At 52.8% G+C, this 19,689-nt stretch carries 19 protein-coding genes; 15 read left to right on the top strand and 4 right to left on the bottom strand.

Features of this window, described 5'->3' with window-relative positions; all coding sequences use genetic code 11:
- The 7 genes from FDX24_RS14885 to agp all read left to right on the top strand — a co-directional run.
- The coding region (locus FDX24_RS14885; protein WP_137364536.1) for an ABC transporter permease at positions 1-607 on the top strand (607 nt) is incomplete at its 5' end.
- Between the two features lie 4 nt (positions 608-611).
- Entirely contained in the window at positions 612-1,307 is a 696-nt protein-coding gene (locus FDX24_RS14890; RefSeq protein ID WP_048212087.1) for an ABC transporter ATP-binding protein, read from the top strand.
- Positions 1,294-1,779: a TlpA disulfide reductase family protein gene (locus FDX24_RS14895; protein ID WP_137364537.1), complete on the top strand. Its 486-nt coding sequence runs from the start codon at positions 1,294-1,296 to the stop codon at positions 1,777-1,779. The genes FDX24_RS14890 and FDX24_RS14895 overlap by 14 nt, the downstream gene beginning before the upstream one ends.
- 24 nt (positions 1,780-1,803) lie before the next feature.
- A complete protein-coding gene (locus tag FDX24_RS14900; protein WP_137364538.1) occupies positions 1,804-2,292 on the top strand; it encodes a hypothetical protein in 489 nt (162 codons plus the stop codon).
- An 86-nt stretch (positions 2,293-2,378) separates the two neighbouring features.
- Complete coding sequence (locus FDX24_RS14905; protein ID WP_101741507.1) at positions 2,379-3,134, top strand: sulfite exporter TauE/SafE family protein; 756 nt, start codon at positions 2,379-2,381, stop codon at positions 3,132-3,134.
- A 69-nt stretch (positions 3,135-3,203) separates the two neighbouring features.
- Positions 3,204-3,911 (top strand): helix-turn-helix transcriptional regulator, encoded by a 708-nt coding sequence (locus FDX24_RS14910; RefSeq protein WP_048212084.1) that lies wholly within the window; start codon positions 3,204-3,206, stop codon positions 3,909-3,911.
- An 88-nt stretch (positions 3,912-3,999) separates the two neighbouring features.
- Complete coding sequence (gene agp / locus FDX24_RS14915) at positions 4,000-5,241, top strand: bifunctional glucose-1-phosphatase/inositol phosphatase (protein WP_137364539.1); 1,242 nt, start codon at positions 4,000-4,002, stop codon at positions 5,239-5,241.
- A 38-nt stretch (positions 5,242-5,279) separates the two neighbouring features.
- Here agp and FDX24_RS14920 read toward each other — a convergent pair whose 3' ends face one another.
- Positions 5,280-5,507, bottom strand: coding sequence for a YccJ family protein (locus tag FDX24_RS14920; protein ID WP_061067654.1), 228 nt, complete (start codon positions 5,505-5,507; stop codon positions 5,280-5,282).
- A gap of 20 nt (positions 5,508-5,527) precedes the next feature.
- The gene (gene wrbA, locus FDX24_RS14925; RefSeq protein WP_003832057.1) at positions 5,528-6,124 is read right to left on the bottom strand and encodes an NAD(P)H:quinone oxidoreductase; all 597 of its coding nucleotides are present in this window, start codon (positions 6,122-6,124) and stop codon (positions 5,528-5,530) included.
- 385 nt (positions 6,125-6,509) lie between these two features.
- Between wrbA and FDX24_RS14930 the strand changes: the two genes are divergently transcribed.
- The 3 genes from FDX24_RS14930 (at position 6,510) to rutR (ending at position 8,457) form a co-directional block, all read left to right on the top strand.
- Complete coding sequence (locus FDX24_RS14930; protein ID WP_003036022.1) at positions 6,510-6,683, top strand: general stress protein; 174 nt, start codon at positions 6,510-6,512, stop codon at positions 6,681-6,683.
- A gap of 162 nt (positions 6,684-6,845) precedes the next feature.
- Positions 6,846-7,760, top strand: a complete 915-nt coding sequence (locus FDX24_RS14935) for a DMT family transporter (RefSeq protein WP_137364540.1) — start codon at positions 6,846-6,848, stop codon at positions 7,758-7,760.
- A 58-nt stretch (positions 7,761-7,818) separates the two neighbouring features.
- Complete coding sequence (gene rutR / locus FDX24_RS14940; RefSeq protein WP_101741504.1) at positions 7,819-8,457, top strand: HTH-type transcriptional regulator RutR; 639 nt, start codon at positions 7,819-7,821, stop codon at positions 8,455-8,457.
- Here rutR and FDX24_RS14945 read toward each other — a convergent pair.
- The gene (locus FDX24_RS14945; RefSeq protein ID WP_005122117.1) at positions 8,454-8,849 is read right to left on the bottom strand and encodes a lysozyme inhibitor LprI family protein; all 396 of its coding nucleotides are present in this window, start codon (positions 8,847-8,849) and stop codon (positions 8,454-8,456) included. The genes rutR and FDX24_RS14945 overlap by 4 nt on opposite strands.
- A 58-nt stretch (positions 8,850-8,907) precedes the next feature.
- A complete protein-coding gene (gene putA / locus FDX24_RS14950; RefSeq protein WP_137364541.1) occupies positions 8,908-12,870 on the bottom strand; it encodes a trifunctional transcriptional regulator/proline dehydrogenase/L-glutamate gamma-semialdehyde dehydrogenase in 3,963 nt (1,320 codons plus the stop codon).
- Between the two features lie 422 nt (positions 12,871-13,292).
- On the opposite strand from putA, the gene putP reads away from it, so the two are divergent.
- From putP to phoH, 5 genes are all read left to right on the top strand, one after another.
- Positions 13,293-14,801 (top strand): sodium/proline symporter PutP, encoded by a 1,509-nt coding sequence (gene putP, locus FDX24_RS14955; RefSeq protein WP_048212078.1) that lies wholly within the window; start codon positions 13,293-13,295, stop codon positions 14,799-14,801.
- Positions 14,802-15,014: 213 nt separating this feature from the next.
- Entirely contained in the window at positions 15,015-15,848 is an 834-nt protein-coding gene (gene efeU / locus FDX24_RS14960; protein WP_137364542.1) for an iron uptake transporter permease EfeU, read from the top strand.
- Between the two features lie 58 nt (positions 15,849-15,906).
- Positions 15,907-17,034, top strand: a complete 1,128-nt coding sequence (gene efeO, locus FDX24_RS14965; RefSeq protein WP_137364543.1) for an iron uptake system protein EfeO — start codon at positions 15,907-15,909, stop codon at positions 17,032-17,034.
- Between the two features lie 5 nt (positions 17,035-17,039).
- Complete coding sequence (efeB, locus tag FDX24_RS14970; protein ID WP_137364544.1) at positions 17,040-18,323, top strand: iron uptake transporter deferrochelatase/peroxidase subunit; 1,284 nt, start codon at positions 17,040-17,042, stop codon at positions 18,321-18,323.
- Positions 18,324-18,843: 520 nt separating this feature from the next.
- Positions 18,844-19,632 carry a phosphate starvation-inducible protein PhoH gene (gene phoH / locus FDX24_RS14975; protein WP_170973076.1) on the top strand — a complete coding sequence of 263 codons (789 nt, stop codon included), beginning with the start codon at positions 18,844-18,846 and terminating at the stop codon, positions 19,630-19,632.
- Positions 19,633-19,689: the final 57 nt, after the last annotated feature.

Below are 19,689 nucleotides of genomic sequence, written 5' to 3' on the forward strand. Positions count from 1 at the left end.
TCAGGTGGCCAAATTTACTGTGCCACTACAAATTGTGAGTCTTGATGTGGCGCAGGCGTGGTTGCATCAGCCCGATAAAATCAGCCATGGGCTGCTGAGTGTCAGTAACGATGTCGGTCAGGTGGAAAACTATGCCAGCCGATTGCAGGCTCAATACCCGGATCTGGAGAACCGTCCTATACGGAAAGTCTCCGCATCAGAAGGACAGGTACTGGATAAAATAAAAGGGTTAATGGGGCTGGTATCGGTTGTGATCCTTGCGCTGTCATCTTTGTGCGTGAATACCACGTTGATGGCCATTGTGGGTGAGCGGGCCAGGGAATTTGCGCTGCAAAAAGCGTTGGGGGCCAGCAACGGTGATATTGTCCGGCAAATTCTCCTTGAAACCTGCATTATCGCGCTGGCTGCAGTGGTTTGTGGGTGGATCTTAGGGTACATGTTGGCCCAACTACTGGGACTGACCGTATTCAATGCCGCAATAGCGCTACGCTGGCCAGTGCTGCCCATCACCCTGACATTATCTTTACTGGTCGCCATTCTGGCGGCGATTGTTCCGGTCCGTCGCGCGGTTAGCGTCGAACCCGCAAAAGTGTTGAAAGGAGAGTAACGCAATGTCCGTTGTGCAGACCCCGTCAATGGCGATTGAAACCCGCCATTTATATAAACGGTTCGGCGATGTTACCGCCTTAGATGACATTAACCTGCAAATAGTGCAGGGGGAGTTTGTCGCGATTATGGGCGCTTCTGGTTCGGGTAAAACGACACTGATGAATATTCTGACCTGCCTGGACACCGCGACAGAAGGTCAGGTGTTTTTAGATGGGATTGATGCTGCCGCACTGGATGAAGAGGGGCGTCGCCGTTTTCGTGCTGAGAAAATAGGGTTGGTATTCCAGCAGTTTCATCTGATCCCGTTTTTAACCGCGCTGGAGAATATCATGCTGGCGCAACACTACCATAGCGTGGTAGATGAAGCGGCGGCCAGAAAGGTTCTGGAACAAGTCGGTCTTGGGCATCGAGTAACACACCTGCCGAGTCAACTTTCTGGGGGAGAGCAGCAACGGGTGTGCATTGCCCGGGCGCTGGTCAATGAGCCGCCGGTGATTTTTGCCGATGAACCTACGGGTAACCTTGATGAAGAGAATGAACAGCGGGTGTTGGATCTACTCACTGACCTGCATCGGCAGGGGCGTACGATTGTGATGGTGACACATAATCCGGCGCTGGGGTTATTTGCCGATCGTATTATCCGTTTGCAGCATGGCAAATATCAGGGTGAGGAGGCGAATCAACATGCGCTGGATTAACGTATTAACTTTCGCCATTTTGGTTCTGATTAGTGGGTGTAAAGAAGAGAAGTTGGTGGTTGGGCAGCAAGCCCCGGCGCTGGCAACATTCGACCTGCAGGGGGGAGAAGCAGGGCTTGAACGCTGGCGTGGAAAGGCTGTTTATCTAAACTTTTGGTCGGCGGGATGCGGTGGCTGTCTTGCCGAAATGGACGCGCTGGAAGCGCTAAGTAAAAAGTGGGGCGATAACGTTGTGGTCGTGGCCGTGAATACCGATCCGGCGACGGTTAACATAGATAACTTACTGGCGAAACATCAGGTTTCTTACCCGGTACTCCGCGATCAGCTTAAGATTTCCCAGGAGCGCTATCAGGTCATCGGTACGCCAACCTCTGTGTTAATTGACAGGGACGGTCGTGTACTGGAATTACACCAGGGGATGCGGAAACCGCCTGAGTTAGATGCAACGTTTGCGCGACTGGCCGCCCGATGAACGCGATACAAAGAGAAACACTATATGGCATTCAGGTGGAATAAAGAGAGTCTGGCCGTCCTGCGTGAAAACGCAGGCGTTCTCACGACGGAGCAGATTGCGGGGATGCTTCGCACTAATATTACGGTTGTGCGCAATATGGCGTATCGACTGAAACTCAGCCTGCGGGTATCCGCCTACAATCAAAAACGTATTGAGCAGGTACAAACTCTCTATACGTCTTCTGAACCACTAAATCTGAAAGAGATTGCTGCAAAAACTGGACTGACATTCAGTACGGTGCAATACATTGTATATGTGAAATTAAAAAGTAAACCATATACCAAACGGGAATATGTTTCCTTTGAAACTGATGATGCGGTTCATTATCGGATACAACGAGAGTTCATTGATACTGAGCGTTCCCTTTTACACAACATCCCAGATAACACGTGCTTTCAGCAATTGTATCTGACAGACGGAACCTTATATTGTGCACGTAATATCCGCAGCGAAGTGATTATCTGCGAATAATTGGATGGCATATTTCGTCACCCGACGAAGCAAGTATTCATAGTTGCGTTTAACCTGGCTTATCTTTTTTTGTAGGAAAATAAAGAATGGCCAATGTATACGCATTTGAACCCTCCCTGGTGATGATGATTACCGTCACGTTTGTCCTCGCCGGGATGGTGAAAGGTGTCACCGGTATGGGTTTGCCCACGGTGGCGATGGGGATCCTCGGATCGCTTATTTCTCCGGTCGCGGCGGCGGCGATGTTGCTGTTACCCTCTCTAATTAGCAATCTGTTTCAGTTTGGCGGTGGTGGTAACACTGGCCGATTGCTGCAACGATTGTGGCCTATGCTGCTGGCGGTGGTGATTGCCACTTTGCTTGCCAGTGTCTGGATCACCGGGGGCGACACAACCCGGACCCAGTTTGCGCTGGGTATGGCACTGGTTGCTTATGCTATCTGGACGCTGGCGGGAAAGAAAATTACCGTGGATCCGCAGCGTGAAAAACCCTTTTCCCTTGTCATTGGATTCGTGACCGGTTTATTGACGGGGGGAACGGGGGTATTTGTCATGCCCGCCGTACCCTGGATCCAGTCATTGGGGTTTGAGAAAGATGAACTGGTACAGGCGCTTGGGATCTCTTTTACGTTCTCGACCCTGGCATTGGCACTGGGTCTGTGGTGGCACAACGCGCTGCCCGTACAATCCCTAAGTTTGTCGGCTTTGGCCATTGTTCCTGCACTTATTGGCCAGTGGATAGGAACCCGTGTGCGAAGAGTTATTTCTCCGCTCGTGTTTAAACGCTGTTTTCTGTTTTGTCTGATCGGGCTTGGCGTAGAGATGATGCTGCGAGCGGCGTGACCTGTGCAGTGACTTTAGGGCGCTCTCATGGCATCGTTCATTCAGCTATTTAGGGTCAAAGGGGGCGTTATGGCATCAGTGGTGTTAAATGAAGAAGAGGACGATCTGGAGTCGAGAATGGCGCTTACTGCGGCGGCAATGGCCGATAAGTCGCGCTCGCGTATGCTGTGCGCCCTGATGGATGGGCGCGCCTGGACTGCAACCGAACTTAGCGCTGTGGCGGATGTGTCTGCGTCGACCGCCAGCGCGCATCTGGCGCGTCTGTGCGAACAACGCTTTGTTGTGGCGCTTGCGCAGGGCAGGCATCGTTATTTTCGCCTTGCGAGTCCCGATATCGCCGAACTGCTGGAGCGCCTGATGGGCGTGGCGTGGAGCACATCCGTACCACGAAAAATTACTACGCCGCTAAGCTTGCGGCATGCCCGAACTTGCTACGATCATCTGGCTGGAGAGGTGGCGGTAAGGCTGTTCGATACGCTGGTTTCCCGCCAGTGGTTAACGCCGGATGGCGAAACGCTGACGTTACTTGGACAGGAAAAGCTGGCGCTGATGGGGATTGTCCTCACTGCTGGCTCATCCCGGCGGAAATTAACCTGTGGTTGTCTGGACTGGAGCGAACGACGTTATCATCCCGGCGGCGTGCTTGGCGCATCGCTGCTGCGCTGGTTGATTGAAAAGCAATGGATAAAAACGCAGACAGGCAGCCGCCACGTTACCTTTACCCCACTTGGTGTGCGCAAACTTCAGACGGAGTTTGGCATCCAAACGACACGGTAGATGCCCCATTTTTGCGAAAGCGTTCCCGGAAAAATGTCATATATCTGTCACACTCTGTGGTGATTGATAACAACAAGAGGTCGTAGGGATGAATAAATCGTTAATCGCCGCCGCTGTGGCAGGGGCTGTATTACTGTCCACCGCCGCGCAGGCGCAGACCGCGCCGGAAGGCTATCAGCTTCAACAAGTATTGATGATGAGTCGGCATAACTTACGCGCACCTTTAGCCAATAACGGCAGCGTTCTTGAGCAGTCCACCCCCAAACAATGGCCAGAATGGGATGTCCCCGGCGGACAACTCACCACCAAAGGCGGCGTGCTGGAAATCTATATGGGTCACTATATGCGAGAGTGGCTGGCAGAGCAGGGGATGGTGAAATCGGGCGAATGTCCGGCGCCGGATACGGTTTATACCTATGCTAACAGCCTGCAGCGCACTGTTGCTACGGCGCAGTTCTTTGTCACCGGTGCTTTCCCTGGTTGCGATGTTCCGGTCCATCATCAGGAAAAAATGGGCACCATGGATCCCACCTTTAACCCGGTGATCACCGATGATTCTGCGGCATTTAGTCAGCAGGCCGTTCAGGCGATGGAGAAAGAGCGTAGCAAAATGCAGCTCGACGACAGTTACCAACTGCTTGAGCAAATGACAAACTACAAAGGCTCGCCGTCCTGCAAAGAAAAACAGCAGTGTTCTCTGACCGATGCCAAAGACACATTCAGTGCTAAGTATCAGCAGGAGCCAGGTGTGTCGGGGCCGCTGAAGGTGGGGAATTCGCTGGTTGATGCCTTCACCTTGCAATATTACGAAGGCTTCCCGATGGACAAGGTTGCCTGGGGCGAGATTAAATCCGATCAACAATGGAAGGTGCTGTCGAAGCTGAAAAACGGCTATCAGGACAGTCTGTTCACCTCCCCGGAAGTGGCGCAGAACGTCGCCAAACCGCTGGTGAAATATATTGATAATGCGCTGGTTACTGAACGCGCGAAAGCACCGAAAATAACTGTGCTGGTGGGACATGACTCAAACATCGCATCGCTGCTCACCGCGCTGGATTTCAAACCCTACCAGCTTCACGATCAGAACGAGCGTACGCCGATTGGCGGGAAGATTGTCTTCCAGCGCTGGCATGACAGCAACGCAAATCGTGATCTGATGAAAATCGAGTATGTGTATCAGAGCTCGCAGCAGTTGCGTAATGCAGACGTTCTGACGCTGAAATCCCCGGCGCAGCGCGTAACGCTTGAGCTGAAAGAATGTCCGATAGATGCGGATGGTTTTTGCCCGATAGATAAGTTCGACAGCGTGCTGAATGAGGCGGCGAAGTAAAAGAAAAACTCCCCCGTGTTCGCGGGGGAGTCTGAGCGCTAGACGTTTTTACGTTCGATAGTCTGTTCACCCCAAAAGAGCGAATCTTTGTCTGTTTTTTCAAAGGCTTTGATGAGTACCTCGTCGCTACCTTCTTCCCAAATTTTTTCCGCCAGTTTTTCGTCATAATTCGCGACTTCAAAAATGGCTTCGGCTATTTCCGGCGATGTATTGCGCAGACTTGCCCATTCACCAACGTGATGAGCTTTCGCTTCTTGAGTTGGCATTCGAATCCTCCTGTTGAAGATTAGCCGTTGAGTTTTACTGCCAGACCCGCGACATATTCACCCTGATAGCGGGCGATAGATAACTCTTCCTGACTTGGCTGACGAGAGCCGTCGCCTCCGGCGATGGTCGTTGCGCCGTAAGGTGTGCCTCCACGAACTTGTGAGACATCAAACAGTTCTTGCGCCGCATAACCGATGGGTACAATCACCATCCCATGGTGGGCAAGTGTTGTCCAGGTTGATGTAATGGTTTGTTCCTGACCGCCGCCAGTGCCTGTTGAGCTAAATACGCTGGCGAGTTTGCCGTAAAGGCCGCCAGAAGCCCACAGTCCGCCAGTCTGGTCGAGGAAGGTGCGCATCTGGCCGGACATATTGCCAAAGCGTGTCGGGGTACCAAAAATAATGGCGTCGTAATCAGCCAGTTCTTGCGGGGTGGCGACTGGTGCGTTTTGGGTTTTGCCGCCAGCCTTGAGGAAAATCTCAGGCTGCATGGTCTCTGGTACGCGCTTAATAATCACTTCCGCGCCATCTACCTTATTTGCGCCTTCTGCGACTGCATGGGCCATAGTTTCAATGTGTCCGTACATGGAATAATAAAGCACCAGAACTTTTGCCATTTTACACTACTCCTCGAGTTAACTGTGTCCGTAGCGATTCGCTACCTCCCTTTAAAGATATGACGTACGGCCAGGAGTGCAAATTTCACAATCACTTCTTTGATTTATAACAATTTTTATAACAACTGTTTTTGTTGCAAAATGATACATTTTTAACCGAGCGGAATTTGGTAGCCATAAGAAAGACTTATTGATTTCATGCCGCGATTATTAACATCTGGCGGCCATTCCTGTTGCAGAATATTACAGTTCGCCGGTTATCCGGTTACTCTTCACTATGCTTAATCCCACGCAGTAAAAATCAGGGCACGGCCCTTGCGCTGCGTGAGGTATCACTCCTCAGTACCTATGCAATATGATGGCTAATCAATGACGGAGGTCAGTAATGGCAAACCATCGGGGCGGTTCCGGCAACTTTGCGGAAGACCGCGAAAGAGCATCAGAAGCAGGTCGAAAAGGTGGCCAGCACAGCGGGGGCAACTTCAAGAATGACCCGCAACGCGCTTCAGAAGCAGGAAAAAAAGGGGGCAAGAATAGTCACGGCAATAACAAATCGTAATTGTCGGGCTGTCTGTTAGAGATATCGTGACGGCTGAGTGTTCAGAGACAGACGTTACGTCGCCCCCGCCGCCGGGTCGTTCCGGCGGTTTTTTTTGTCTGCAAGGTTGAACTGTAACAAAACGCAACGCAGACTAATGACATTCAGATAATCGGGTGTCTCATGTCATTACTTTCTCGTTATTCCTTCTCTGTTAAACCCCAGGAGGCGATCCTCATTGTGATCACCATGTTCTGGGGCGGAACGTTTTTGGCTGTGCAATATGCTGTCACGCTGAGCGGTCCCTTTTTCTTTGTCGGCGTGCGTTTTGCCACCGCCGCGCTGGCGGTCGCGCTTTTGTCGTTACGCACATTGCATAAGCTAACGTGGCTGGAATTCAAAGCAGGCGTGGCAATCGGTATCGCCATTGCGCTGGGCTATAGTCTGCAAACCTGGGGACTACAGTTTATTCCCAGCAGTAAATCGGCGTTTATTACTGCGATGTACGTGCCACTGGTACCGCTTTTACAATGGCTGTGTCTGGGACGTATGCCCGGACTGATGCCGTGTGTCGGCATTGTGCTGGCTTTTATCGGGTTGATTTTTCTCGCCGGGCCAGGAGGCAATTTGCTGGCTTTAGGCGAAGGCGAGTGGATCACGCTCGCCGGCGCGGTGGCGATTGCGGCGGAAATTATCCTGATTAGCGCGTGGGCGGGAAAAGTGGATGTGCGGCGGGTAACGGTGGTACAACTGGCAACTGCTTCAATCGTGGCGTTTATTGCAATGGCCCCAGCCGGAGAGACCGTACCGCCAATGTCTACCGGATTGCTGGTGGTGGCGCTGGGGCTGGGGATTTTCAGCGCGATTATTCAGGTCACCATGAACTGGGCGCAGCGCAGCGTTTCGCCGACACGCGCAACGGTAATCTATACCGGTGAGCCTGTATGGGCGGGGATTTTTGGTCGACTCGCAGGGGAACGCCTGCCGCTGCTTGCTCTGTTGGGGGCGGCATTCATTATCATTGGCGTACTGGTCAGCGAACTCAAGTTCAAAAAGAAGAAAGCCGTCCAGCAGGAGGCTCCGCCCGAGTCGCTTTAATTTAACGTTTCAGTGTGCGATTTGTTATGCTGGCGCCCTCAGAACAAGGAGAGGGTGCATGGCTCAAGGCGCAGAGAAAAAAACAGGTAAACGCTCGCAGGCCGTGAGTGCAAAACGCCAGGCTATCTTAACCGCGGCATTAAATGTCTTTTCCCAGTATGGCATTCATGGCACGCGTCTGGAGCAGATTGCGGAACTGGCGGGGGTGTCTAAAACGAATCTGCTTTATTACTACCCTTCTAAAGAAGTGCTCTATATTGCCGTATTACGCCAGATCCTCGATATCTGGCTGGCACCGCTGAAGGCCTTTCGCGAGGACTTTGCGCCACTGTCGGCGATTAAAGAGTACATCCGACTCAAACTGGAAGTGTCCCGCGATTATCCCCAGGCATCGCGACTATTTTGTATGGAAATGCTGGCAGGCGCGCCGTTGTTGATGGCTGAGTTAACTGGCGATCTCAAAACGCTGATTGATGAGAAATCTGCGCTGATTGCTGGGTGGATTAAAAGCGGGAAGCTGGCGCCGGTCGATCCGCATCATCTGATTTTTATGATTTGGGCTTCAACCCAGCATTACGCCGATTTTGCCCCACAGGTAGAGGCAGTGACGGGCGCAACGCTGCGTGATGAAGCCTTTTTTAACCAAACCGTTGAGAGCGTACAGCGGATGATTATTGAAGGGATCCGCGTGCGTTAACCTGCCGGCGGTAACGGGCAGCTTAAGTCACCCTCTTCGCACTGTAAGAGCGAGGCGAGAAACGCTTCGCGCTCGTTGGTTTTGTCCGTTAAACACTGGCTGGTGATCATCGACTGTATGCTGCCGCCTTCTGTGCCTGAACTGATCAATGCGCAGTCTGCATCGCGCAGGGTAATCCATGCGACCTGTGCTTTTTTCAGTAAATCACGTTGGGTGGGGGCGGCGCGCTTCAGTGCATTCTGATAAGTATCATTTAGCTTTGCGTCGGCCGTCTTATACTGCTCAGCGGCGCAGGTATTCATTTCAATTTGGTTGTTTGCGTTGGCGCAGTCATCCGCCAGTGCGTGACTGCTTAGCAGCAGTGCGGCACAGGTCAGTACAATTCGTTTCATGCTTCCCTCTGGCTTCATAAAAAAGGCTCCGTTGCCGGAGCCTTAATTAACCACAACCTTAGCCGATTGTCATCAGGCTGGCGTTCCCCCCGGCAGCGGCGGTATTGACGCTCAGGGAACGTTCAATGTACAGCCTCTCCAGCAGAATATTGCTTTCGCCACGGGCAAATCCTTGTACCGAAACAATCGCCCCTTCGCGGGCTGCCACAGCTTCGCACAATGCGCGTAGCTGGTCGGAATCGCCGTGGAAGATAACGGCATCAAACGGCTGCGAGGTGATGTTGTCCGATTTGGCAAACTGAATACGCCCGGAAACCGCAGTTGGCAGACGTTTTGCCAGGTCGCGATGGAATGCATCATCAGGCCACAAGATTAAGCTACCTACGGAAGCCACCGCGGCAACCTGTACCAGTGCATCCTGCTCATCATCGGCGATACACAGCACGCGTTCGCGCGGCAACAGCGTCCAGGTATTGCGCTCGCCGGTTGGTCCTGGCAGCAGGCGTTGCGTTCCGGCCTGTGCCAGTTCGCCAAACTGCTGACAGAGCGCATGCAGCGACGGGCGATCGATTGCCCATGCGGTGAGCGCTTCCAGCGGTTGAATCAGCGCTGATTTAAGCTGTGCATCGACAGGGTAGTCTGCATCCTGACGCGTAAGCGTAATGCCTAACGCATTTTCCGGACGGTTAGCCAGCAGGCGGTACAGATACAGCGGTCCACCCGCTTTGGGTCCGGTGCCTGACAAGCCTTCGCCACCGAATGGCTGTACGCCGACAACGGCACCGACCATATTGCGGTTAACGTACAGGTTACCCACATGTGCCGATCCCGTGACCTGGGCGATGGTTTCATCGATGCGGGTGTGCACGCCCAGCGTCAGACCGTAGCCGGAGGCATTAATTTGTTCAATCAGGCTGCCCAGATTATTACGGGTGTAACGCACGACGTGCAGTACCGGACCAAACACCTCTTTTTGTAATTCATCGAAGCTTTCCAGCTCAATAAGCGTCGGGGCGATAAAGGTACCGGTTTGCCATTCCCGCGCATCGTCGCTATTTTCGCGCACGGCCTGGAACACCGGACGCCCTTTGGCGCGCATGGCCTGAATATGGCGCTCAATATTGGCTTTGGCTTCTTCATCGATAACCGGTCCAATATCGGTGGTCAGGCGGCCCGGGTTACCCATGCGGCATTCCGCCATCGCGCCGCGCAGCATTTTCAGCGTATGGTCGGCTACATCGTCCTGCAGACACAGGACGCGAAGCGCGGAGCAGCGCTGCCCGGCGCTGTCAAAGGCAGAGGCCAGGACGTCGACCACCACCTGTTCCGTCAGCGCGGAGGAGTCGACGATCATGGCGTTCATCCCGCCGGTTTCGGCGATAAGCGGGATTGGACGTCCCTGAGCATCCAGGCGGGTCGCGATATTGCGTTGTAACAGCGTGGCGACTTCCGTGGAGCCGGTAAACATCACGCCGCGTACGCGCTCATCGGAAGTGAGCTGCGCCCCGACCGTTTCACCCTGACCAGGCAACAGTTGCACCACGCCCGGCGGGACTCCCGCTTCAAGCAAGATTGCGATGCCCTGGGCGGCAATCAGTGGGGTTTGCTCCGCAGGTTTCGCCAGCACGCTATTGCCCGCCGCCAGTGCGGCAGCAATCTGTCCGGTGAAAATAGCCAGCGGGAAGTTCCATGGGCTGATACAGACCACCGGGCCTAACGGACGATGGGTTTCATTATCGAAGTCATCGCGCACCTGGCCGGCATAATAGTGCAGGAAGTCGACCGCTTCGCGTACTTCCGCAATGGCGTTGCTGAAGGTTTTACCCGCTTCTCGCACCAGGATGCCAATCAACTGCTGCATCTGACCTTCCATCAGCACGGCGGCGCGATGCAAAATAGCGGCGCGCTCTTGTGGCGGTGTGGCGAACCAGATCGGCGCGTTATTTACCGCGTTCTGTAATGCCTGTTCCACTTCGCTGTGAGTCGCTTCACGCACGTAACCGACAATGTCTTTCGGTTCGGCCGGGTTGACGACGGGCGTCATTTCACCGTCAGCGACCGGTTGTTCGAGTATTGGCTTAGCGTGCCATTTTTGCAGCGCGCTGTTGAGCAGGGCAGAGGACAGCGAGGCCAGACGATGTTCGTTAGCTAAATCCAGTCCGCCTGAGTTTTCCCGGCCTTTACCGTACAGGTCACGTGGCAGGGCAATCTTCGGATGCGGCAGCCCGGCCTGACCTTCCTGCTGTGCCAGTTTTTCAACGGCTTCGACTGGATCGGCAACCAGTTCGTCCAGCGGCAGGGTGGTGTCTGCAATACGGTTGACGAATGAGGTGTTGGCGCCGTTTTCCAGCAGACGACGCACCAGGTACGCCAGCAGCGTTTCGTGCGTGCCGACCGGTGCATAAATGCGGCATGGACGGTTCAGTTTGCCATCAGCGACTTTGCCGGTGACCTGCTCATACAGCGGTTCGCCCATACCGTGCAGACACTGGAACTCATACTGACCTGGATAGTAGTTTTGACCCGCTAACTGATAAATGGCCGCCAGCGTATGCGCGTTGTGGGTGGCAAACTGTGGGTAGATCAGATTCGGTACAGCAAGCAGTTTTTTCGCACAGGCCAGATAGGAAACGTCGGTGTACACCTTACGGGTGTAAACCGGATAGCCTTCCAGACCGTCCATCTGTGCGCGTTTGATTTCGCTATCCCAGTAGGCGCCCTTAACCAGGCGGATCATCAGGCGACGGCGGCTGCGCGTGGCGAGGTCAATCAGGTAGTCGATAACATACGGGCAGCGCTTCTGGTAGGCTTGAATAACAAAGCCGATACCGTTCCAGCCCGCCAGCTCAGGTTCAAAGCACAGTTTTTCCAGCAGATCGAGGGAGATTTCCAGTCGGTCTGCCTCTTCAGCATCGATATTGATACCGATGTCATACTGGCGTGCCAGCAGGGTCAGCGACTTCAGGCGCGGATAAAGCTCATCCATCACGCGGTCATACTGCGCGCGGCTATAACGCGGATGCAACGCCGACAGCTTGATAGAAATGCCCGGCCCTTCATAGATGCCGCGACCATTTGAGGCTTTACCAATGGCGTGGATTGCCTGTTGGTACGACACCATATAAGCCTGGGCATCAGCGGCGGTTAGAGCCGCTTCACCCAGCATGTCATAAGAGTAGCGGAAACCTTTTTCTTCCAGCTTACGCGCGTTAGCCAGCGCTTCGGCGATAGTCTCTCCGGTGACAAACTGCTCCCCCATCAAACGCATCGCCATGTCGACGCCTTTACGCACCAGTGGTTCACCGCTCTTGCCGATAATACGGTTGAGTGAGCGTGAAAGGCTGGCTTCATTATGCGTAGAAACCAGACGACCGGTAAATAACAGCCCCCAGGTCGCCGCGTTGACGAAAAGTGACGGGCTGCGTCCAATGTGCGATTGCCAGTTGCCGTTGCTGATTTTGTCGCGGATTAACGCATCGCGGGTTGCCTTATCAGGAATACGTAACAGGGCTTCGGCCAGACACATCAGCGCGACGCCTTCCTGTGAAGAAAGGGAGAACTCCTGCAATAAACCTTGTACCATCCCGGCGCGGCCGCTGGCGGTTTTCTGGTTACGCAGTTTGTCGGCCAGATCGTACGCCAGCTTGTGCGCTTGCTCAGCGATGGGTTGCGGCAGACGAGCCTGCTCCATCAGCATCGGCACTGCGTCGGTTTCGGCGCGGCGGTACGCGGCGGTGATTGCTGCGCGGGAAACTGACTGCGGCAGGATCTGCTCGGCAAATTCAAGGAAAGGCTGGTGCGCTTCATTCTGCGGCGTGGTTGGCTCCTCACCCTCATTCGCGGCACCCGCCAGCAGGGCCGGTAGTTCAGGAAGCGCGTCGTCATTTTCCAGTCTTTCGAGATAATTAAAGATGGCTTGTTTGATCAGCCAATGTGGCGTGCGATCGATTCGTGATGCTGCTGTTTTAATACGCTCGCGAGTGGCGTCATCCAGCTTAACCCCCATCGTGGTGGTTCCCATGCCGTTTACTCCTGTTGTACTGAAATACGGGTCTGATAGTTACCGAGAAATATCCACTATGTTGCAACTTTGTGCAACCGTGTTAAATGTGACTTGGTTTGCAAGCTTGGAAATGAATGAAATGTTAATAAATGTGAGTTTTATGATGTGGGCTGTAAAAATTACAAAATCTTTTTCTCTGCGGTAGTTAACACTTTTAAAAGGTGCAACCGAAAAAAATGTGAGAAAGTGCAACCTACAGAAAAATGCTATCTACTCTGGATCAAATTTGATGTAAATGGTGTGTTAAATCGATTGTGAATAACCATCGCTTCCGGCAGGATACGGTCGCCCTGGTCAACATAGATATCTTTGCCACGTTCCGGCAGGGTAATAAAACGGCAAGCCACGGCATTGCTGATACATAATTTTGGAGAGTTTTGATGGCTATTAGCACACCGATGTTAGTGACATTCTGTGTCTATATTTTCGGCATGATATTGATAGGGTTTATTGCTTGGCGTTCGACCAAAAACTTTGACGATTATATTCTGGGTGGACGCAGTCTGGGTCCGTTCGTAACGGCGTTGTCCGCCGGGGCATCTGACATGAGCGGCTGGCTGCTGATGGGGCTGCCTGGCGCGATTTTCCTGTCGGGGATTTCAGAAAGTTGGATCGCTATCGGTCTGGTATTAGGGGCATGGATCAACTGGAAACTGGTGGCCGGGCGTTTACGCGTACACACCGAATACAATAACAACGCGCTGACGTTGCCGGATTATTTTACCGGCCGTTTTGAAGATAAAAGTCGTATCCTGCGAATTATCTCAGCACTGGTTATCCTGCTGTTTTTCACCATCTATTGTGCTTCAGGTATTGTGGCAGGGGCGCGTTTATTCGAAAGCACCTTTGGTATGAGCTACGAAACCGCGCTGTGGGCGGGCGCGGCCGCGACGATCATTTACACCTTTATCGGTGGTTTCCTGGCAGTAAGCTGGACCGATACCGTCCAGGCCAGCCTGATGATCTTCGCCCTGATCCTGACGCCGGTGATGGTTATTATTGGCGTGGGTGGGTTTGATGATTCGCTGGAAGTGATTAAACAAAAGAGCATTGAGAACGTGGATATGTTCAAAGGGCTTAACTTTGTTGCCATCATTTCCCTGATGGGATGGGGACTGGGCTATTTCGGTCAGCCGCATATTCTGGCGCGCTTTATGGCGGCAGATTCTCACCATAGCATTGTCCACGCACGTCGCATTAGTATGACCTGGATGATTCTGTGTCTGGCTGGCGCGGTTGCCGTTGGGTTCTTCGGCATTGCTTACTTCAATAACAACCCGTCGTTGGCGGGTGCCGTGAACCAGAATGCTGAGCGTGTGTTTATTGAACTGGCGCAGATCCTGTTCAATCCATGGATTGCCGGTATTCTGTTGTCTGCGATCCTTGCAGCGGTGATGTCGACGCTGAGCTGCCAGCTGCTGGTATGCTCCAGTGCGATTACCGAAGATTTGTACAAAGCGTTCCTGCGTAAAAATGCCAGCCAGAAAGAGCTGGTATGGATTGGGCGTATCATGGTGCTGGTCGTGGCGCTGGTGTCCATCGCGCTGGCGGCAAACCCAGAGAACCGTGTGCTCGGCCTGGTGAGCTACGCCTGGGCTGGCTTTGGTGCTGCCTTTGGTCCGGTTGTTCTGTTCTCCGTAATGTGGTCGCGTATGACCCGTAACGGCGCACTGGCAGGGATGGTCATTGGTGCAGTGACGGTTATCGTCTGGAAGCAGTTTGCCTGGTTGGGCCTGTATGAAATCATCCCGGGCTTCGTGTTCGGCAGCATCGGGATTGTGGTCTTCAGTCTGTGGGGGAAAGCGCCATCAGCAGCAATGCAGAAACGTTTTGCCGAGGCTGATGCGCATTATCATTCAGCACCGCCGTCGCGTTTGCAGGAAGAATAATCAGCCTCTGTCCTCAAGCCCGCCGTGTGCGGGCTTTTTTATTGACCCGGTCGTAAAACCGTCATAACCGTTACCTACCTAACCTTTTACATTCAGTCATCATTCTCAAAACATTCTGCTTGAGTTTTTCTTTGCTGTAATGATAATCACTATCACTGTAATTTACTTTTCTTTGCATCAGTTGACTGAGAATAACGTTAAAGGGTACTTCGCATGTTTGTTCCATTTCTAATTATGTTGCGCGAAGGGTTAGAGGCCGCGCTGATTGTCAGCCTGATTGCCAGCTACCTGAAACGGACTCAGCGTGGCCGCTGGATTGGCGTGATGTGGATTGGTGTGTTGCTGGCGGCGGCGTTGTGCCTGGCGTTAGGCATTTTCATCAACGAAACCACCGGTGAATTTCCGCAAAAAGAACAGGAGCTGTTTGAAGGTATCGTGGCGCTCATTGCCGTGGTGATTCTGACCTGGATGGTCTTCTGGATGCGTAAAGTATCGCGCAATGTCAAAGTACAACTGGAACAGGCTGTCGATAACGCGTTACAGAAAGGCAATCATCATGGCTGGGCGCTGGTGATGATGGTCTTTTTTGCCGTTGCCCGTGAAGGGCTGGAGTCTGTCTTCTTCCTGCTGGCGGCATTTCAGCAGGATGTGGGTATTTGGCCACCGCTAGGTGCGATACTGGGACTGGCTACCGCGGTGGTACTGGGTTATCTGATTTATCTCGGCGGGATTCGCCTCAATCTCGGGGCTTTCTTTAAATGGACCAGCCTGTTCATTTTGTTGGTTGCCGCAGGTCTTGCTGCGGGGGCCATTCGTGCATTCCACGAAGCCGGGTTATGGAATCATTTCCAGGACGTGGCGTTTGATATGAGCAGCGTTCTGTCAACGCATTCGCTGTTTGGCACATTGATGGAAGGGATCTTCGGTTATCAGGAAGCGCCAAGCGTTAGTGAAGTTGCTGTCTGGTTTATCTACCTGATTCCGGCGTTGATTATGTTTGCACTACCGCCGCGTTCAGGCACTACGGCATCGCGTACCGCACCTTGATAAAAACGCGATGCAGAATACTTTTTAGTTACAACATACTTATTTATAGGGATAGGTTATGACGTTTAATTTTCGCCGTAGTGCGCTGCAGTTGGGTATTGCCGCGCTGTTTGCATCCGCTTTTTCTGCACAAGCCGCCGATATTCCGCAGGTGAAAGTCACGGTTAACGACAAACAGTGTGAACCGATGACGATCACGGTTAACGCCGGGAAAACGCAGTTCATCATCCAGAACCACAGCCAGAAAGCGCTGGAGTGGGAAATTCTTAAAGGCGTTATGGTGGTTGAAGAGCGCGAAAACATTGCGCCCGGTTTTAGCCAGAAAATGACGGCTAACCTGCAGCCGGGTGAATATGATATGACCTGCGGTCTGCTGACCAACCCGAAAGGCAAGCTGATCGTGAAGGGGACTGCAACGGCAGATGCCGCGCACAGCGACGCTCTGCTGAGTCTGAGCGGCGCGATTACTGAATACAAAGCCTATGTAACGGCAGAAACCGCGCAACTGGTGACAGGCACGAAAGCCTTCACGGATGCCATTAAAGCAGGTGATCTGGAAAAAGCGAAATCGCTGTATGCGCCAACCCGTCAGCATTATGAGCGTATTGAGCCAATTGCCGAATTGTTCTCCGATCTCGACGGCAGCATTGATGCGCGTGAAGATGATTATGAGCAAAAAGCCGCCGATCCGAAATTCACCGGCTTCCACCGCCTGGAGAAAGCGCTGTTTGGCGACAATACCACTAAAGGTATGGACAAGTACGCCGACCAATTAAACAGTGATGTTCTTGACCTGCAAACGCGTATTAGCGAGCTGGCTTTCCCACCGTCTAAAGTGGTTGGCGGAGCAGCAGGGCTGATTGAAGAAGTTGCTGCCAGCAAAATCAGTGGGGAAGAAGATCGCTACAGCCATACCGATCTGTGGGATTTCCAGGCCAACGTCGATGGTGCGCAGAAAATTGTCGATCTCCTGCGTCCTCAATTACAAAAATCCAATGCTGAACTGCTGGCGAAGGTGGATGCGAACTTCAAAAAAGTCGATACCATTCTGAGCAAGTACCGTACCAAAGACGGTTTTGATACCTATGACAAACTGACCGATGCCGATCGCAATGCGCTGAAAGGGCCAATCACGACGCTGGCGGAAGACTTGTCGCAATTACGCGGTGTTCTGGGTCTGGATTAAGCACTATGCAGCAAGATAATGAAAACGGCGTGAGCGAACCGTCACGCCGACGTTTACTGAAAGGGATGGGCGCCCTGGGTGGGGCGCTGGCGCTGGCGGGTGGATGCCCGGTCGCTCACGCGCAAAAAACGCAAAGCGCGCCGGGAACACTGTCACCTGATGCACGCAGTGAACAACAACCGTTTTATGGCCAGCACCAGGCCGGGATCCTGACGCCGCAGCAAGCCTCAATGATGCTGGTGGCGTTTGATGTGCTCGCCAGTGATAAGGCTGATCTTGAGCGTCTGTTTCGTTTACTAACCAGCCGGTTTGCGTTTCTAACCACCGGTGGGCCGGCGCCAGAAACGCCGAATCCACGTTTACCGCCAATGGATTCCGGTATTCTTGGGGCATACATAGCGCCGGATAATCTGACGATGACGCTGTCGGTTGGCTCTTCACTGTTTGATGATCGCTTTGGTCTGAAAGCACAGATGCCGAAAAAACTGCAAAAAATGACGCGTTTTCCGAATGACTCACTGGATGCAGCGTTATGTCATGGCGATTTGCTGTTGCAGATTTGCGCCAACACGCAGGACACCGTTATCCATGCGCTGCGCGATATCATTAAGCACACGCCTGATCTGCTCAGCGTGCGCTGGAAGCGGGAAGGGTTTATTTCCGACCACGCCGCACGCAGTAAAGGTAAAGAGACACCTGTCAATTTGCTGGGATTTAAGGATGGAACCGCGAATCCCGACGCAGCCAATGCAACGCTGATGCAAAACGTGGTGTGGGTCACTGCGGAGCAGGGGGAACCGGCATGGGCACAAGATGGTAGCTATCAGGCCGTCAGGCTCATCCAGTTCCGCGTGGAATTCTGGGACCGTACGCCGCTTAAAGAGCAGCAAACGATTTTCGGCCGCGATAAACATACCGGCGCACCGCTGGGTATGCAGCACGAGCATGATGTGCCGGATTACGCCAACGATCCCGAAGGCGAGGTAATTGCACTCGACAGCCATATCCGTCTGGCAAATCCGCGCACCAAAGAGACTGACTCCAGTTTGATGATGCGCCGTGGCTACAGCTATTCGCTCGGCGTGACCAATTCTGGTCAACTGGATATGGGACTGTTGTTTGTTTGCTATCAGCACGACCTGGAAAAAGGGTTTTTGACGGTGCAAAAACGCCTGAACGGTGAAGCGCTTGAGGAGTATGTCAAACCTATTGGTGGGGGATACTTCTTTGCCTTGCCGGGCGTCAAAACTGCAGACCATTATCTGGGACAGGCCCTGCTCGAAGCATGATGATTGTGCCCCGCAGTGCGGCGGGGCATTTCCTGACACTCTGATGAATGAAAAAATTATTTTTCATGATCGGCGGCGACTGAAATAATTCTGTCATCTCTCTGCAAGAGACTGTTGCTGGCGATAAGATGAAATTAAGTTAACAATAAGTAAAAGCATTGTTGCATTAACGAAGGGTTATGATGTAATTATAAGTAATAGCGGTAGTTCCCGGCGGTGATAGTCGTTCACTATGGAGATCGCGAATGGAAAAGTCCTGTACTGGACATGTTTTTCAACGTTATTGCAGTCCCTTACGCGGACGTTTCTCTTCCGGTAGCCATCTCGTCACCGTTAAATCTCTCTCCCTTTCACTTCTTATCCTTGTAACTGACACCCTGTACGGTGCGCGTAGCCGTGTATGGCGTCTTATCCGAAGGCAGGCAATGGCTTACAAGGAAGCCAACCCTCAGATGTTCGTGCGCATAATCGTGCCGCCAACGGCGCGTGTGATGTATACCTACAACTCAAGGTGCTATCCATGGGAAGACAAAAAGCAGTGATCAAAGCTCGTCGCGAAGCAAAACGTGTGCTGAGGCGGGATTCGCGTAGCCATAAACAGCGCGAAGATGAATCGGTCACCTCGCTTGTGCAGATGGGCGGCGTAGAAACGATTGGTATGGCGCGTGATAGCCGCGACGCCACACCGATCACGGCGCGAAATGAAGCTCAGGCGCACTACCTGAATGCTATCGAGAGCAAGCAGCTGATCTTCGCCACCGGTGAAGCCGGGTGTGGTAAAACCTGGATCAGCGCGGCGAAAGCAGCAGAAGCCCTGATCCACAAAGATGTGGACAGGATCATTGTAACCCGTCCAGTTCTGCAAGCTGATGAAGACCTCGGCTTCTTACCTGGGGATGTCTCCGAGAAGTTCGCTCCCTATTTTCGTCCGGTTTATGACGTGCTGGTAAAACGTCTGGGAGCCTCCTTTATGCAATATTGCCTGCGACCTGAGATTGGTAAGGTAGAAATCGCGCCGTTCGCGTATATGCGGGGACGTACATTTGAAAATGCTGTTGTTATTCTGGATGAGGCTCAGAATGTGACTGCTGCGCAAATGAAGATGTTTTTGACTCGCCTCGGAGAGAATGTGACGGTGATTGTGAATGGGGATATTACCCAGTGCGATCTCCCCGCTCATGTTCGTTCAGGGCTAAGCGATGCGCTGGCCCGTTTCGAAGAAGATGACATGATTGGGATCGTTCGATTCAACAAAGATGATTGCGTTCGCTCGGCACTGTGTCAGCGGACGCTCAATGCTTACAACTGATCTGTTTTGCGTCTTCAAGGCCCGGGAAACCGGGCTTTGTTTTTTGTACCCCTATGA

This window comes from Citrobacter sp. wls716 (assembly GCF_005280975.1).
GTDB classification, from domain to species: Bacteria; Pseudomonadota; Gammaproteobacteria; order Enterobacterales; family Enterobacteriaceae; genus Citrobacter; species Citrobacter youngae.

Excerpts from the sequence above, each read along its gene's own strand:
- FDX24_RS14945 (WP_005122117.1), bottom strand. The coding sequence starts at position 8,849 with ATGAAACGAATTGTACTGACCTGTGCCGCACTGCTGCTAAGCAGTCAC.
- putA (WP_137364541.1), bottom strand. The coding sequence starts at position 12,870 with ATGGGAACCACCACGATGGGGGTTAAGCTGGATGACGCCACTCGCGAG.
- FDX24_RS14895 (WP_137364537.1), top strand. The coding sequence starts at position 1,294 with ATGCGCTGGATTAACGTATTAACTTTCGCCATTTTGGTTCTGATTAGT.
- FDX24_RS14910 (WP_048212084.1), top strand. The coding sequence starts at position 3,204 with ATGGCATCAGTGGTGTTAAATGAAGAAGAGGACGATCTGGAGTCGAGA.
- efeU (WP_137364542.1), top strand. The coding sequence starts at position 15,015 with ATGTTTGTTCCATTTCTAATTATGTTGCGCGAAGGGTTAGAGGCCGCG.
- rutR (WP_101741504.1), top strand. The coding sequence starts at position 7,819 with ATGGCTCAAGGCGCAGAGAAAAAAACAGGTAAACGCTCGCAGGCCGTG.
- FDX24_RS14900 (WP_137364538.1), top strand. The coding sequence starts at position 1,804 with ATGGCATTCAGGTGGAATAAAGAGAGTCTGGCCGTCCTGCGTGAAAAC.
- phoH (WP_170973076.1), top strand. The coding sequence starts at position 18,844 with ATGGGAAGACAAAAAGCAGTGATCAAAGCTCGTCGCGAAGCAAAACGT.
- FDX24_RS14920 (WP_061067654.1), bottom strand. The coding sequence starts at position 5,507 with ATGCCAACTCAAGAAGCGAAAGCTCATCACGTTGGTGAATGGGCAAGT.
- efeO (WP_137364543.1), top strand. The coding sequence starts at position 15,907 with ATGACGTTTAATTTTCGCCGTAGTGCGCTGCAGTTGGGTATTGCCGCG.
- FDX24_RS14890 (WP_048212087.1), top strand. The coding sequence starts at position 612 with ATGTCCGTTGTGCAGACCCCGTCAATGGCGATTGAAACCCGCCATTTA.
- putP (WP_048212078.1), top strand. The coding sequence starts at position 13,293 with ATGGCTATTAGCACACCGATGTTAGTGACATTCTGTGTCTATATTTTC.
- efeB (WP_137364544.1), top strand. The coding sequence starts at position 17,040 with ATGCAGCAAGATAATGAAAACGGCGTGAGCGAACCGTCACGCCGACGT.
- FDX24_RS14930 (WP_003036022.1), top strand. The coding sequence starts at position 6,510 with ATGGCAAACCATCGGGGCGGTTCCGGCAACTTTGCGGAAGACCGCGAA.
- agp (WP_137364539.1), top strand. The coding sequence starts at position 4,000 with ATGAATAAATCGTTAATCGCCGCCGCTGTGGCAGGGGCTGTATTACTG.
- FDX24_RS14935 (WP_137364540.1), top strand. The coding sequence starts at position 6,846 with ATGTCATTACTTTCTCGTTATTCCTTCTCTGTTAAACCCCAGGAGGCG.
- wrbA (WP_003832057.1), bottom strand. The coding sequence starts at position 6,124 with ATGGCAAAAGTTCTGGTGCTTTATTATTCCATGTACGGACACATTGAA.
- FDX24_RS14905 (WP_101741507.1), top strand. The coding sequence starts at position 2,379 with ATGGCCAATGTATACGCATTTGAACCCTCCCTGGTGATGATGATTACC.